Annotated in this window: 12 protein-coding genes; 9 read left to right on the forward strand and 3 right to left on the reverse strand. The window is 55.5% G+C overall.

Going from position 1 to position 15,392, the window contains the following annotated elements; genetic code table 11:
- Nucleotides 1-233: 233 nt before the first annotated feature.
- Together IDH41_RS05385 and IDH41_RS05390 are read left to right on the forward strand one after the other, a co-directional pair.
- Nucleotides 234-971, forward strand: a complete 738-nt coding sequence (locus IDH41_RS05385) for a zeta toxin family protein (protein WP_190859001.1) — start codon at nucleotides 234-236, stop codon at nucleotides 969-971.
- 306 nt (nucleotides 972-1,277) lie between these two features.
- Nucleotides 1,278-1,424 carry a hypothetical protein gene (locus IDH41_RS05390; RefSeq protein ID WP_190859003.1) on the forward strand — a complete coding sequence of 49 codons (147 nt, stop codon included), beginning with the start codon at nucleotides 1,278-1,280 and terminating at the stop codon, nucleotides 1,422-1,424.
- A gap of 96 nt (nucleotides 1,425-1,520) precedes the next feature.
- On the opposite strand, the gene IDH41_RS05395 is transcribed toward IDH41_RS05390, so the two are convergent.
- The 3 genes from IDH41_RS05395 to IDH41_RS05405 all read right to left on the reverse strand — a co-directional run bounded on the left by IDH41_RS05395 (nucleotide 1,521) and on the right by IDH41_RS05405 (nucleotide 6,577).
- Nucleotides 1,521-3,137: an S-layer homology domain-containing protein gene (locus tag IDH41_RS05395; protein ID WP_317890683.1), complete on the reverse strand. Its 1,617-nt coding sequence runs from the start codon at nucleotides 3,135-3,137 to the stop codon at nucleotides 1,521-1,523.
- Between the two features lie 94 nt (nucleotides 3,138-3,231).
- Entirely contained in the window at nucleotides 3,232-4,983 is a 1,752-nt protein-coding gene (locus IDH41_RS05400) for a cache domain-containing sensor histidine kinase (RefSeq protein WP_190859004.1), read from the reverse strand.
- 16 nt (nucleotides 4,984-4,999) lie between these two features.
- Complete coding sequence (locus IDH41_RS05405; RefSeq protein WP_190859006.1) at nucleotides 5,000-6,577, reverse strand: response regulator; 1,578 nt, start codon at nucleotides 6,575-6,577, stop codon at nucleotides 5,000-5,002.
- 199 nt (nucleotides 6,578-6,776) lie between these two features.
- On the opposite strand from IDH41_RS05405, the gene IDH41_RS05410 reads away from it, so the two are divergent.
- From IDH41_RS05410 to IDH41_RS05440, 7 genes are all read left to right on the forward strand, one after another.
- The gene (locus tag IDH41_RS05410) at nucleotides 6,777-7,766 is read left to right on the forward strand and encodes an ABC transporter permease (protein ID WP_190859008.1); all 990 of its coding nucleotides are present in this window, start codon (nucleotides 6,777-6,779) and stop codon (nucleotides 7,764-7,766) included.
- 25 nt (nucleotides 7,767-7,791) lie between these two features.
- Nucleotides 7,792-8,679 carry a carbohydrate ABC transporter permease gene (locus IDH41_RS05415; RefSeq protein WP_190859009.1) on the forward strand — a complete coding sequence of 296 codons (888 nt, stop codon included), beginning with the start codon at nucleotides 7,792-7,794 and terminating at the stop codon, nucleotides 8,677-8,679.
- A 106-nt stretch (nucleotides 8,680-8,785) separates the two neighbouring features.
- Entirely contained in the window at nucleotides 8,786-10,411 is a 1,626-nt protein-coding gene (locus tag IDH41_RS05420) for an ABC transporter substrate-binding protein (RefSeq protein ID WP_190859011.1), read from the forward strand.
- 87 nt (nucleotides 10,412-10,498) lie between these two features.
- Nucleotides 10,499-12,553 (forward strand): alpha-galactosidase, encoded by a 2,055-nt coding sequence (locus tag IDH41_RS05425; RefSeq protein WP_190859012.1) that lies wholly within the window; start codon nucleotides 10,499-10,501, stop codon nucleotides 12,551-12,553.
- A gap of 82 nt (nucleotides 12,554-12,635) precedes the next feature.
- Nucleotides 12,636-13,703, forward strand: a complete 1,068-nt coding sequence (hflK, locus tag IDH41_RS05430) for an FtsH protease activity modulator HflK (RefSeq protein ID WP_190859013.1) — start codon at nucleotides 12,636-12,638, stop codon at nucleotides 13,701-13,703.
- Nucleotides 13,700-14,566 (forward strand): protease modulator HflC, encoded by an 867-nt coding sequence (gene hflC, locus IDH41_RS05435; RefSeq protein WP_190859014.1) that lies wholly within the window; start codon nucleotides 13,700-13,702, stop codon nucleotides 14,564-14,566. The genes hflK and hflC overlap by 4 nt, the downstream gene beginning before the upstream one ends.
- Before the next feature lie 235 nt (nucleotides 14,567-14,801).
- Entirely contained in the window at nucleotides 14,802-15,308 is a 507-nt protein-coding gene (locus IDH41_RS05440) for a C40 family peptidase (protein WP_190859015.1), read from the forward strand.
- The last annotated feature ends 84 nt before the right edge of the window (nucleotides 15,309-15,392 follow it).

Genomic DNA, 15,392 nt, shown 5'->3' on the forward strand with positions numbered 1-15,392 from the left:
ACGGGGCAGTCCCCAAGTAGTTGATTCTACTTGAGGGGCTGTCCCGTTTTTTCTACATTGCACTTTATACATTAGATTCGCCGTTTACCTTCACATTGCACTTATTTAAAGAACTCTCCAAGAATAGATAGGTTTAGTAGCCTGAAAATAAGAAGATGGTATAATAGAAACATAATCCAATATGAACTCAAAATACAATAATCTACACTAACGTATACACCAGGAGTGGTTGTGTGACGCAAAGGTCAACAAAACAATTGAATGCGGATAACCAGGGGCGGTACAGAGATGAGCGACAGATGTTACATAGAAACATTGCAGAAAGAATTCTCAGAGGAACAGAGAGTCAAGATTCTCCAGAGGTCATTTTCATGGGTGGAGGAACCGCAGTAGGAAAGTCTACGGTTCGGAAGTTGTACATCAAGAGCTACGCAAATAATGGAGGAATAGCCGTAATTGATTGTGACGACATCAAAGAGCTTATTCCTGAATTTGCAGAGTTGAAAAAAGTCAATGTTAATACGGCCGCGAGTCTTGTGCATGAAGAAAGCGGAGATATCGCGATGCTTGCACTTCAGTTAGCTTTAAATGAGCGGATGCACATTGTTTTTGACGCAACGATGAAGGATGCTGATTGGTATGAAGAACTTATAGGTAATGTAAAGGAGAAAGGATATGCGACAATCGCCGTTGTCGTACACGCTCCGTTACATATCGCTCTTGAACGTGAAGCTCTCAGGGCAGAGAAAACGGAGCGTGTCGTCCCAAGAGAAGAGATTGTTCGATCCCATCGTATGGTGCGAGAATCTTTCATCAAACTGAAGGATTTGTTCGATGCTTACGTGCTTTGGGATAATTCCAAGCCTAATTTCGGCATTCCAACCGAGATCGAGGTGTTCTTCCCGGGTATGGCGGAGAGTACTGTTCATGATTGGGTTAAATTTGCTGATTTCTACTCCTACAAGGAATAACGAGGCAATCCTGCAATTAAAATAGTAGAAAGATTCTGCTATTGGAGGTGCAGGAGATGGACAAGTCATCACAGCCTAGGTCATTGTTGTTTCGCAAATTGCATCTTGAAGCTAAGAAAGGTTTGAAGTATCACATGGAGCAGGAACGACATGAGCACGAGACTATGCTGCTGAAAGCAAAAAAGAAGCGGAATAAGCAATAAACGTCGACCTCTATTCAATCAAGTGAAAATATGGTAATGTTGTAGTAGATAGATTACTAGTCAAAAGTAGGCATTGTTCTGGTAATAGAAGGAGGAATCAGCCATGTTATTTGTTCAAGCTCATAAGGAAGTAAAAGCCGGGATGAAGGCGCACATGGCGAACGAACGTAAACAGCATAATTTAGAGCTTCGCAAAGCCGCTCGGAAACAGGTGTTGAATGCTCGTCGTGAGGTTGCCGCAACGAAGTAGTTATATACTGAATGTAAATTGAACCGCCATTAATAATAATGGTGGTTCTTTTAATTTTATCGATAGGAGCAGGCCTATATCTAATCTCAGGCCATTTTATTTTTTAAACGAATAATCGTAATATTTCGCCGCGTTCCTCATGCTCGTCCATATATCCGGACTTTCCCCGCCTATGTACCAATAGGCCACGCCGGCTAAGCCGTGCTTAACCGCCAAGTTGTATTTCGCGATCAATGAACGGCCGTCCTCAATCCAAATCATATGTTTGATGGATTGTTTCGAATAACTGACCACATACTGGCCTAGGGACGCATCCCATTTAGGCTTAAGCGAATAGCTGCCGAGTAGCCGATTTTGCTCCGTTAACGTCACGAACGCAGAGGAAGCAGCGGTCCCGTTCGCCTTCAACGACCAGTCGCGATTATAGAAGGGCAGAGCCAAAATGACCTTCTTGCCGGATACGGACTTCAATATCGTCTTGACGGCTTTCTGAACGTAAGGAAGCGAAGCGTTCGGCCCGGGATACAGGCTGCCGCCATAATGCTCGTCATAACCCATTAACACCATATAATCCGCTTGCTTGCCAAGCTCGGCGTAGTCGAACGCTTCCGTCCAGTCGGTACCAAGATCGGGAGAAACGTCGACCGACAGCACCTTGCCCATGGCATGAAGCTTCGCAGCCAATTGCGTGATGAATTTCGTGAATGCCGAACGATCGGCGGGCGCGACATTTTCAAAATCGATATTGAGTCCGTCGATCCCATATTGACTCACCCGCGCGGCCAGTTGGGTAACCGCCGTCGTTCTTGCCAACGAACTGGACAACAGCTGATGGGTTGCTTCTTGATCGGAGCGGTTCCCGACCATAGCCCATATTTTTTTACCGTTATTGTTCGCCCATGCAACGAGCGCGGCATCCGTCGAATCCGATACGGCGCCCGTACTTCCCACAAAGTACCAACGAGGGGACAAGGTGTTCACATTCGACTTCACGATCGTACTCTTATATTGCGCCGTCGTCTGACCGTATTGCCACCCCATTGCAATTCGCTCATTCGGCTTAGCCTTCAGTTCCGCCTCCCAGCCGTCCTGCTTCAGCACGCGCGCGAGCAGACTCGCCGCCTCCTGCCTCGTCATCGGATCGGTTGGCCGGAATGTGCCGGAACGATCGCCTTTCATAAGCCCAAGCGCATGAACAGCGGCAACGGAAGGAATTGCCCAATCGGCAATCTGACCCTTATCCTTGTAGGTTATGACGTTGGCGGCCGCATTTCCCGTTTGCTTTAACGCTTTGGCCAACATGACGGCCGCTTCCTGCCGGGTAACCGGCTTAGCCGGGGCAAACGTCGTTGCCGAAGTGCCGCTCGCCAGCTCAAGCTGAACGGCCGCCTGTATCCAGCCGTAATACCAAGCGTTCTTCGCAACGTCGGCGTAGGGAGATACCGGACTTGCGACGGGCTCAAGCTTCAGCAGACGGTCCATCGCCGTAATAAATTCGGCCCTCGTCATCGAGCGGGTAGGCGAGAAGCTTGAAGCCGAAGTGCCGGCTATAATCTTCTTATTATATAAGTCTATGATTTCATTACGTGCATAGCTATTGCTGATATCATGAAAAGGCAGCCTATTATCTGCAGAAGTACCCTGAGCGAGCAGGCCTGCTGCGAAGACGGCTGCGGCGGTCGCCATTGCGATTTTGCCTAGCTTACGATTCACTTGATTTACAAATCCTCCTTGGATGATTCCAATTTTGGAATTATACCAAGGATTCATCTGCAAATCATTGCTAAAATATTGGTAGATTGGCAGCTCATCGTCCCGGAATCCGGATCGTGACCGTCGTGCCGATGCCGAGCCTGCTGTAGACCGATACGCCGTAGGAATCGCCGAACAGCAGCTTGATGCGGTTGTCCACGTTGCGGATTCCGTAGCCGGATAAGGCGCTGCCGCTCTCCGGAAGCTCGCGCTTGTCGCAACCCCGCATGCCCATGCCGTCGTCGATGACCTTGAGCACGATGTCCGGCCCTTCGCGGTACGCTTTAATGATGATGTTGATGCCGCATTTATCGTCCCATATCGCATGATTGATGCAATTCTCCACGAACGGCTGCAGCGTCAGCTTCACGATCGGGCACGGCAGCACCGATTCGTCGATCCGGTAATGGACGCGCAGCAGATCGGCGAATCTCACCTGCTGAATCGCCACGTAATATTTCGTCAGCTGAAGCTCCTCGTTGACGGAAATTTGGCTTTTCCCTTTGTTCAGCGAGATCCGGTAAAACTTGGCGAGGTCGGTCACCATTTTGTTCATGCGCGGGTCCGAGTTGCGGATCGCGAGCGATGAGATGGACGCCAGCGTGTTATATAGAAAATGAGGGTTGATCTGCGCCTGCAGCGCGTTCATCTCCGCTTCCTTCTTGTCGATTTCCTTCTTGTACACGTCGGAAATCAAGCTGCTCAGCCTGCCGGTCATCTTCCGCAGCACGTTGCCGAGCTGGCCGATCTCGTCGCGTCCGAGCGGCCGGATATCGATAAGATCGAACTCCTCGCGCTCGATCCGGCGGATCATGCCGACCAAATATTCGACGCGCTTCGTGAACAGTCTCGCCGTAATATAGATAAGCAGCGCCATGACGCCGAAGCTAATTAAGGCGATGAGGATGATCCGCTTGGCCGTTTCGTTCGCCTTGGACAGGAAGCTGTTGTACGGGACGAGCGAGACGCTCTTCCAGCCGAATTTGGTCGTGTTGTAGACGACCAGCATATCCTCGCCGATATAGGTGCTGTCGAACCGCCCTTGACCGGCGTCCGGCAGGCTGTCCGGCAAGTAGGCCGCAAGCGGGCGGCTCAGCATCGTTTTGTCCTTTGCGGACATGATGATGCCCTTCTCGTTCACGATAAGCACCGTTTTGTCCTGCGATTCCTTCTCCATCAGGCGGAAAATGTCCGATTCCAATATATTAATCGTTAAAACGCCGTACGTATTGTTCAGATTGCTAATATTCAGCATGCGCGCGAGCGTGAACATCGGCGGTTGGTCGGGCACCGGCGGCGTCGTGACGAACCGGACGTTGCCGTACGTATTCTTCAGCGCCCGGTAAGGAAGCGATTGCTTGAACTTGTCGTCCATCCGCTTCACGAACAAGTCGTCGGCGGGGAGCGTGTCGTTGCTCACGTACACCGACATGCTGTGGATGTCCGGATTCGTCGTCAGCATGTTCACGAACGTGTTGTTGATATATTTGTAGGCATCGACGAACAAGGTGGGCTCTTCCGCGTAATTGTTCGTCAAGTAGGCCCGCAGGTTGTTGTCCAAATAAAGCGTCGCCGACAGCTTCGTATACGTATCGAGCTTGTTCTCCAGGTTGGAGTTGATCTGCGCGACCGACGAGACGGTGTTCGAATACATCTGGTCGGACAGCTCGCCCTTGATCGTGTCGTAGGAATACGTCACGAAGAACAGCAGCGGGATGATGGCGCCGAGCAGAAACATAAGGAACAGCTTCTCCCGGAGCCGCAAATTGTTAATCGGCCTCGTCAGCAGGCCGGCCAGCCTTCTCATGCTTGCTCACTCCAGCCTATAAATACATTTTCCGATATTCGTTCGGGGTGCTTCCCCTGTGCTTGTGGAAGACCGAGCAAAAATAGGAGACGTTCTCGTACCCGACGTTATGGGCGATCTCGCGCACTTTGAGGCTCTTGTCCTTCAGCAGCTCGGCCGCGCGGTTCATCCGGAATTTCGTTAAATAATCGAGGATCGTCTCGCCCGTCTTCTCCTTGAAGATCGTCCGAATGTAGTTCGGGGATAGATAAACCTCCTTCGCGATATCCTCGACCGTAAGCGGAAGATGATGCCTTTCCTGAATCAGCCTCACGATCTGCTCGGCAACCGCCTGGTTGCGGTCGACGTCCCGCTCGCCGGCTGCCCTGAGCAGCTCCCCGCAGAAATGGGCGACGTACGCGTGCATATGGGCAAGCGTCTTCATGGACGATACTTCCTTCCAGTGGTCGACATGCAGCATTTCCTTCAGCGAGCCGGCCAGGAAGGCGGGGAACTGCTGCTCCAGCGCGGTTAATAGCCGGATAACGGCGCGGACGGCGAAATTCCGCTCGATCCGCTCCTCCCTTATCGCCGAGAACCATTCGCCGAGCAGCCGCCGCGCCTCGTCGGCGTCGCCCGATTGAATGGCCGCGGCAAGCCGGGCGGCCGGCTGCTCCGCATCGACGTCCCGCTGCACCGCGGGCAGCACCTGATCGGGCGCGATCACGGAGCCGCCTACCCGGTACAGCTTCTCTTCGTTGCACGCCGCGGCCTCAGCGTAGGCGTCCCACAATTGGCGAAAGCCGCGGCGCGGGGCGGACAAGCCGACCGTCATGTGCGCCGCCGCCGCATCGCCGGCTTCCTGAAGGAGCAGCTCCCAATAATCGGCCGTCCAGACGAGCGATTCCCGGTCGTCGTTCCATTGATACACGATCAGCGCCGCGTCCGGCGCGGTTTCGACGACGATGCTGGGCCCAGGGAGCCGTTCCGCCAGCCGGCGAACGGTCTCGATCCGATCGGCCTCGTCATCCAAGGCCGGCTGTCCGCTTCCGCCGCCGGCCGCCGGCGGCGCGTCGAACGTGACGCACGCGGCGGCAAACGCCCAGTTCGGCGCAAAATCGGGCGCGCTAAGCTCCAGCTTGCGGATCCATTCCAGCCGCTTCTCCGCGTTCGTCTCGCGGATGACGCGCATCATCAGCTTCTCCCGCAGCCAGTCCCCGCTCCGGTCGGCCAGCTGATCCTCCTCGCATTTCTTCTTCACCTTCTCGATCAGCGCGGTCAGCTCCTCCATGTCGATCGGCTTCAATAGATAGCCTGCCGCTTCAATATTTAGAGCCGCTTTTATATATTGAAATTCGTTATGCCCGCTCAAATAAATGATTTTCACGCTTCGGTCGATCTGCTTCGCACGCCTGCCGAACTCCAGGCCGTCCATAATCGGCATGCGGACGTCCGTCAGGACGATGTCCGGCTTCAGCTCGGCCAGCAGGGCAAGCGCTTCCTTGCCGTTGCGCGCCGTGCCGGCAACCGCTATTCCAATCCGGTCCCATGGCACGTAATGCTCGATCGTCTCCAGCTCAATCGCCTCGTCGTCCACCAGCAATATACTGTACATGTTAAGCTCCCACCTTTTGCGGCGATGTAACTTTCCTTGCCTCTATTTAGTTTATCTGCAATAACGAATTTCAACAATGCGGCGGCGGGAAGTGTGTCGGTTTGAGGCACGAATCGGTGAATGCTTATATAGAACCAAGGCGGAAGCGGAGCCTATAATGAAGGCACAAAGCAACGACAGACTGGCAGGAGGCTGCAATATGGAAACAGCATGGAAAGCGGAGGCGGGGACACCCGAGCTGCCGAAGGGCAGGCCGGTTAAGGCAAAATCGAATCTATGGGGCAGAGTGAAGGAGCAGCGCCTGCTGTACCTGCTCATGCTTCCGGCGCTCATCGTGACGCTTCTATTCTCCTACGTGCCGATGTTCGGCCTGTACATGGCGTTCGTTAATTACTCGCCGGGCGGCGGCCCGTTCTTCTCGCAGTTTTTCACGGCGAAGTTCGTCGGCTTCGAATGGTTCTCGTATTTTTTCAACAACGGAGACTTCTACATGATCATGCGCAACACGATCGCGCAAAGCTTCTTGTCGCTCTTGTTCGGCTTCCCGATGCCGATCATTCTCGCTCTCATGATCAATGAGCTGCGGGGCGGCTGGTTCAAGCGGACGTTCCAGACTGTATCCTATATGCCGCATTTCATCTCTTGGGTTATCGCGGCCAACATCATCATTACGGTGCTGTCGTCGGGCGGCGTGATCAACAATATTCTGACGGGGCTCGGCTTCATCGATGAGCCGATCCAGTTCATGCAGAAGGGGCCTCTGTTCTGGTGGATCATCGCCTTCTCGAATACGTGGAAGGATATGGGCTTTAACGCCATTATGTATTTGGCCGCCATTTCGGCGATCAATCCGGAACTGTACGAGGTGGCGAAGGTGGACGGCGCGAGCCGGCTGAAGCAAATGCTTCATATTACGCTTCCGTCGATCAAGCCGACGATCATCATTCTCGCCATCCTGGCGGTCGGCGGCATTTTGAACGCGGGCTTCGATCAGCAGTACCTGCTGCAAAACAATACGGTGCTCCAATATTCCGAGGTCATCGACACGTACACGTACAAGTACGGCTTGCAGAACGGGATGTTCTCCTACGGGGCGGCCGTCGGGCTGTTCAAATCGCTCGTCGCCTTCATTCTCGTCATAAGCGTCAATACGATGGCCAAAAAAATGAACGAACAATCGTTGTTCTAGCAACCGGGAAGGAGGAGCGCGCAACATGATCAAATCCAAAAACGACTTTCTGTTCATGTCCGTCGTCTATTTATTCATCATCGCCGTCTTTATCGCAACGTTCTATCCGTTCTGGAACATCTTTATTATTTCGCTGAACAGCGCGGAGGATACGCTGCGGGGCAATTTGTACCTGTGGCCGAGAGAATTCAGCCTGGCGAGCTACCGGCAGATTTTGTCCGACGGCGAAATCTGGTCCGCGATCAAGGTAACGGTGCTGCGCACGCTGATCGGCACGCCGCTCGCCGTCATGGTCATCAGCATGCTGGCGTACTCGCTCAGCAAGAAGGAGCTTGTCGGGGGCCGCGCGTTCACGCTGTACTTCGTATTCACGATGTATTTCGGCGGCGGCTTGATTCCTTACTATATGGTGCTCAAAAGCCTTCACCTGATCGACACCTTCATGGTGTTCATCCTGCCGACGATGATGAACGTGTTCTATATGATCATCGTCCGCACGTTCATGCAGGGGCTGCCTCAGGAGCTGGACGAGTCGGCGAAGATCGACGGCGCCAACTACCTGCAAATCTTCTTCCGGATCATTCTGCCGCTGACGACGCCGGTACTGGCCACGATCGGGCTGTTCACGGCGATCATGCACTGGAATTCGTGGTTCGACTCCTACGTGTTCACGTATAACGCGGATCTGAAGACGCTGCAGGCCGTGCTGGTCAAAATTTTGAACCAATACCAGACCGGCTCCATGGTCAGCGAAGCGCAGCAGCTGGCGAATTCGTCGAAGCGGATGGCCGTGTCGCCGGACACGATCAGGATGGCGGCGACGATGGTGGCGACGCTTCCGATCATTATGGTGTATCCGTTCCTGCAGAAGTATTTTGTGAAGGGCATGACGCTCGGCGCGGTCAAAAGCTAAGCCAAGGTCGGAACTATTTCGGGAGGTGATGCGTCAGCCGTTTACACTTGCAAGAGGCGTTTGCATTTGTATTATAATGAGGATCACACAAGGGGGAATTATCAACATGCGGGCTAAAAAATGGTTGTTAACGCTTCTTACGGTCATCGTCGTCTTATCCGTCCTATCGGCATGCGGCTCCGCGAATTCGAATGCCGGCAACGGCAACGCGAATGCCGGCGCGGGCGGCGGGGAAGCTTCGGGCGAGCCGTCGACCGAACCGATCACGCTGACGTTCTTCGATAAAAACACGGGCGATAAATTCGACAACGCCGTTGCCGCCGAGATTACGAAGCGGACCGGCGTCACGATCGAAATTCAGCAGCCGACCGGCAACCCGACGGAGAAGCTGAACCTGATGCTGGCGAGCGACGACTTGCCCGACCTGATCATGTTTGAGCGCAGCAGCGATCTGGTGACGAAATACATCGAATCGGGCGCGATCGTTCCGCTGAACGAGCTCATCGAGAAATACGGGCCGAACGTGACGGAAATGTACGGCGACGTACTAAATAAAACGCGCTACAAGGACGGCAAAAACTATTATCTGTCGAACTGGTACGGCCTGGAGAACGAGCCCGTATTCGGCTTCAACATGCGCAAGGATATCGTGAAGGAGCTGGCTCCGTCCAAGGCGGAGGGCGGCGAGCCGTTCACGGCGGGCGAGTTCAAGCAGCTGCTGGCCGATTTCAAGGCGAAGTACCCGCAGATCGACGGCAAGGAAACGATCGCCCTGACGATGGACGGCGAGAACTTCGGCGGCACGTTCGGCACGTTCAAGGGCATGTTCGGCTTAATGCCGTTCTACGAGAACGAAGACAAGCTGCAGTTCGACGTCAAAAATCCGAAATACCGCGAAATGATCCTTTATATGAACGATCTGTTCCGCGCCGGCCTGATGGACAAGGAATGGGCGATCAACAAGCGCCAGGTATGGGAGCAGAAGCTCGCGACCGGCACCGTGTTCTCCACGACGGGCGCTTACTGGGACGCGGGCGCAGCCAATACGATTTTGAAAAAAGACCGCGGCGAGGAATCGCAGCTGTTCCCTTACAAAGTCGTCGCCGACGGCGTCGATCCGGCGAAGACGACTTACGGCGGGCGCAGCTCGCTCGGCTGGGACGCGATCACGATTACGAAGAAGAACAAGGATCCGGAGCGCACGATGCAGCTGATCGACTTCCTGGCAAGCGAAGAAGGCCAATACCTGCTCATGTGGGGCATCGAGGGGCAGCATTGGGACTTGAAGGACGGCAAGCACGTGCCACGTCCGGAGACGCTGCAAGGCTTCAAGGACGATTGGAACGCGTACACGAAGGAAACGGGCATCCGCAAGTGGACCTGGTTCATCAAGAACGGCGCGGGCAAGGACGGCACGCCGTACGACCTGCCGGGCCGCTATGAGCGTCAGGCAGTCGACAAGATGGCGCTTAAGAACTTGTCCGATACCGTCTACGACTCGGCGATTTACGAAGGGCTCGGACCGCAGGGCGGCACGCCCGAAGCGCTGAACGAGCAGAAGGTGAACGACATCGTGAAGCAGGCGCTGACGAAAGCGGTCATGGCGAAATCGGCCGACGAAGCGAACGGCATTTTTGATAAAATGCTGAGCGACATGAAGGCGGCCGGCGACGAGAAGGTCGAAGCGATTTATACGGAAAACTACAAAACGCGCTCGGAGCTGTGGCAATAAAAGGCGGCAGGCGCGAGCGGGAGAAGCCGGCTTTTTGCTGGCTTTTTTCCTGCCATCCCAACAAACCGATAACAGGAGCTGATGAACATGACAGTGAACGTGATTAAGCAGGAGCAAACGGCGGGAGACTATAGCGTCGATAACGGCTTGGTGCGGGTGACGGCGAATTTGGAGAGCGGCCTCGTCACGATCCGCTGGAGCGGCGGCGAAGCGATGAAGGAGCTTTATGCCGAAGCCAGATACGGTACGGAGCAGCTGCGAACGACCTATTACCGCGAGCATGCCGTTCGCGAAGCGTCCTTCCGGCAGCTCGAGGACGGCTTCGGCCGCGGCGTGAGCTGGTCCTTCGAGCATGAGGAGCCGGGCAAGCCCGCGCTCCGGCAGCGCTTCCGCATGTACGAGAGCCAGCCGTACGTGCTTGTCGAGCTGGAAGCGGCGCAGGACGCCGAATGGGAGACGAACGAGCTGACGCCGATCGCGTCGTACCTGAACGACGGCGGCGTCCTTGAATTCGGCGCGGGCGCGGGTGAGGATGTGCGGGCGCTGTTCGTTCCGTTCGACAACGACAAGTGGGTCCGCTACGCCTCCCATGCCATCCCGTGCAGCGTGCACAGCTACGAAGCGACCGCCGTCTACCGCGCGGGCAGCCGGAACGGCTTCGTGCTGGGCTCGGTGACGCACGACGTATGGAAAACCGGCCTCGTCGTCGAAGGCACGTTCGCCGAGACGGTCGGCAGGCTGCGCGTATACGGCGGGGCGGCCGATCTGCAGACGAGGGACACGGTGCCGCACGGCGCCGTTCGCGGCAAGACTCTGCTCTCGCCGACGCTCTTCGTCGGGGCGTTCGCCGACTACCGCGACGGCCTCGAGGCGTACGGGCAAGCGAATGCGGCGCTGACGCCGGCGCTGAAGTGGGAAGGCGGCGTGCCGATGGGCTGGAACAGCTGGTCGGCCGTCATGTCGAAGCTCGATTTCGACGTGTACGCGCATACGTCGGACTTCTTCGCGAAGGAGCTGCAGCACAGCGGCTTCGCCGACGACGAAGGCAGCTTGTACGTCAACTTCGACGCGTTCTCCGACAATCTGACGAAGGAAGAGCTGCAGGAGGCGGTAAGGAGGGTCAAGGCGAACGGCCAGAAGCCGGGCACCTATTACACCCCGTTCGCGTTCTGGGGCAGCGATCCGGACACGCCGGTCGAAGGCACGGACGGGACGGTGCGGTACCGGGACATTCTGCTGAAGGACCGCTCGGGCAATCCGCTGCCGCGGCTGGACGGCGCGCTGCCGATCGACCCGACGCATCCGGAGGCGCTCGCGCGCATCAAGCGCAAGGTGGACGCGGTCGTCGAGGCGGGCTACGATTATCTGAAAATGGACTTCCTGACGCACGGCGCCATGGAAGGCGTTCGTTACGATCCGAACGCGCGGACCGGCATTCAGGCCTACAACGCCGGCATGGCGTTCATCCGTGATTTGCTCGATCCGGCGCGCATCGGCCGCCCGTTCCTGATCAACCTGTCCATCGCGCCGCTGTTCCCGCACGGGTACGCGCACAGCCGCCGCGTTTCCTGCGACGCCTTCGGACTGATCGGCGATACCGAATATATGCTTAACGCGCTTACCTACGGCTGGTGGATCAACGATAACCTGTACCGGTTCAACGATCCCGATCACATCGTGCTGTACAAAAGCGACAATCAGCGCGCGACGACCGAGCAGGAAGGAAGAAGCCGCCTGAACAGCGGGGTTATCGCGGGCACGTCGCTGCTGCTCGGCGACGATTACCGGATGGAGGAAGCGGCGAAGCGCGCGAAGGCTTGGATGACGAACAAGGAAGTCATCGCGCTGGCAAGGCGCGGCCGGACGTTCCGTCCAGCCGAAGGACGAAGCGGCGCCAAGGGTGAGGATTTGTTCGTCTTAACCGGCGAGGACGGCACATGGATCGCGGCCTTCAACTTCGACGGGGATAACGGGAAGGCGATGACCCTGTCCTTCGACAGGCTGGGCATCGATACGTCCTCCGCTCTCGTCGTTCGGGACCTGTGGAGCGGTTCGGAGAATGCCATTCCGGCCGGAGCGGGCGAGCATTCTATCGCGCTTGAAGCCTCCGAGTCCAAGCTGCTGCTGTTCAGGCGCCAATAAACGAACAGGTCCCGCAAAAAAACGTGACCATTGACCCCCCTGTGCGTATTACATCCTACCAGATACAGAAAGGGAGGATGTCATGAGTTTCACGGGTCAAGATCAAGGGCCGGCAGGTCCGGCAGCCGGCACGGGGAGGAAGCCGCCCGAATTGAAGCCGGGCACGGTGAAGAAGCTGGTCATCGGCATCGCGGCCGCCATTCTTGTTATTATGATCGGATCGTCATCGTTCTACACGGTGCAGGAGCAGGAGAGGGCGGCTATTCTAACCTTCGGGAAATATACGGGGGAAAGCTCCGCGGGGCTCCATTTCAAATGGCCGTACCCCATTCAGCAAGTGATTACCGTTCCGGCCGAGCTGACGCAGCGCATTCATATCGGTTACCGCCAGGAAGGCAATGAAGCGATTCCGGTCGAGGCGGAAGCGATGATGATTACGGGAGACGAGAACATCGTATCCGCGGATGCCGTCGTGCAATGGAAGATCAGCAACATCCGCGATTATTTATTCAATATCGACGACGACGAGCAGTTCCTTCGCAACGCCGCAAGCTCGTCCATCCGCTCGGTCATCGGCTCGGTGAAGCTGGACTACGCGATTACGGACGGGAAGACGGTCATTCAGGATCAGGTCCGGGAGAAGCTGATCGAGCTGCAGACCAAATACAATACCGGCATTCAAATTATCGACATCAAGTTCCAGGACATCGAACCGCCGAGCGGCCAGGTCGCCGATGCGTTCCGCGAGGTGACGAATGCGCGCGAGGAGAAGAACACGAAGATCAACAACGCGCAGAAATACGAGAACGACCGAATTCCGAAGGCGCGCGGCGAAGCCCAGGCGCTGATCGAGAACGCGGAGGGCGAGAAGAAATCGCGCATTCTGAACGCGCAGGGCGACGTGGCGAAGTTCAACGCGATCTATGCCGAATACAAGAACAATCCGAATGTGACACAGAGCCGTCTCGTCCTGGAGACGCTCGAGAAAATATTGCCGAACGCCCAAATCTTCATCACGAATTCGAACGGCGATACGGTGAACTACTTGCCGCTTAACGAATTGCTGCGCAGCAGCGGTTCGGGTAGTTCGGACACGGCGCAGCCGCCTTCAGCGACGCCGACGACGCCGGAAGGGGGCAACGCGCAATGAAAAGAAGCTACTGGATAGGCATCATCGCCGCCGTGCTTGTCATCATTCTGGGCTCCGGCTCGACGTACATCGTGAAGGAAGGCGAATACAAGGTCGTGCTCAAATTCGGCGAAGCGGTGCGCGCGGTCGGCGAACCGGGACTCAAATTCAAGCTTCCGTTCATCGAGAACGTCTCGACGCTCCCGAAATACCAAATGACTTACGAAAGCGCGCCGACGACGATTCTGACGAAGGATCAGAAGCCGATCGACGTCGATAACTACACCGTATGGCGGATCACAAACGCGTCGCAGTTTCTCCGGACGGTGCAATCGGTGAACGGCGGCATACAGCGGATCGACGAGGCGGTGTACAACTCCGTCCGCCGCAAGCTGTCGGAGGTCAGCTACGACGACATCATCAGCGAGAATACGGCCCGCGGCAACATTAACGACGAAATCACGAAGGATGTTACCGCCGCGCTGACCAGAGACAACTACGGCATCGAAATTATCGACGTAAGAATCAAGCGGACCGACCTGCCGGAGCAGAACAAGCAAAGCGTATACAACCGGATGATATCCGACCGGCAGTCGATCGCGGCGCGCTATCTGTCCGAAGGCGACGAGGAGTCGCGCAAAATTACGTCGAAGGCCGACCGGACCGCGACCGAGCTGATCGCGCAGGCCGAAGCCGACGCGAAGAAGATCATCGCGGAAGGCGAGGGAGAGGCGGCGAGGATTTACAACCGCGCCTACGGCGCCGACCCTCAGTTCTACAGCTTCTACCGGACGCTTGAGAGCTACGTGACGACGCTGCGGAACGAACCGGTCATCATGATTCCGATCGAATCGCCGTACGCCAAGATTTTGCTGGGCCAATAAGCCGGATTCGTGCCGGTTCAAGAGACTTTCCGAAGGTCGCGACCTTCCGGAAAGTCTCTTTTTTTTCCAGCTCTTAAAAATTAAGGTTTTCTCATTTTTTTTTAATTTTTGCGAAGACAAGCCTGATAATACTCGTTTTTTTCTCTCAGAGGCATAATTTAGGTAACTTTGGATCTGCTATATTTGATGCATCGGGACAACACACCAAGTCATCTTATGTGGAGGTACAGACTACATGAAAAACGTTAAACCGATCATCACGAAAGCGATTCTTCTAACGATGTGCGCAACAACCGGCTTTACGACTTATGCCGTTGTACAAGCCCCTCCTTCGGCGACGGTCGAAGCGGCAAGCTCGAAAGCAGATAAAGTGATCAGTTACGCGAAGAAATACAAAGGACGCGTCAGCTATGACTGGGGTACAAGAAACACGAAAAAGCTGATCTTCGACTGCTCGTCGTTTACGGAATTTATTTTCGCCAAAGTCGGCGTCGATCTGAAATGGGGAACCGCCTCGCAGAAGTACCAAGGCAAAGGGGTAAGCAAGAGCAGCCTGAAAAAGGGCGACCTCGTATTCTTCGACACGATCGGCAAAAACAACAAGAAGATTAACCATGTCGGCATCTACATGGGCGGCGGCAAATTCATCCACAACACGCCTTCCGTAGACGGCATTGCCATCAGCAGCTTGACTTCCGGCTTCTGGAAGCGGGCTTACGTAAGCGCTCGCAGAGTGCTGTAGTTACCGCGAACGCGAAGCGACAAATGCGATAACGGCGGCCCCGAACATCACCGCGATGTTCGGGCCGCCGTTTTTTTGTTGCCT

Source organism: Paenibacillus arenilitoris (genome assembly GCF_014705655.1).
GTDB lineage: Bacteria > Bacillota > Bacilli > Paenibacillales > Paenibacillaceae > Pristimantibacillus > Pristimantibacillus arenilitoris.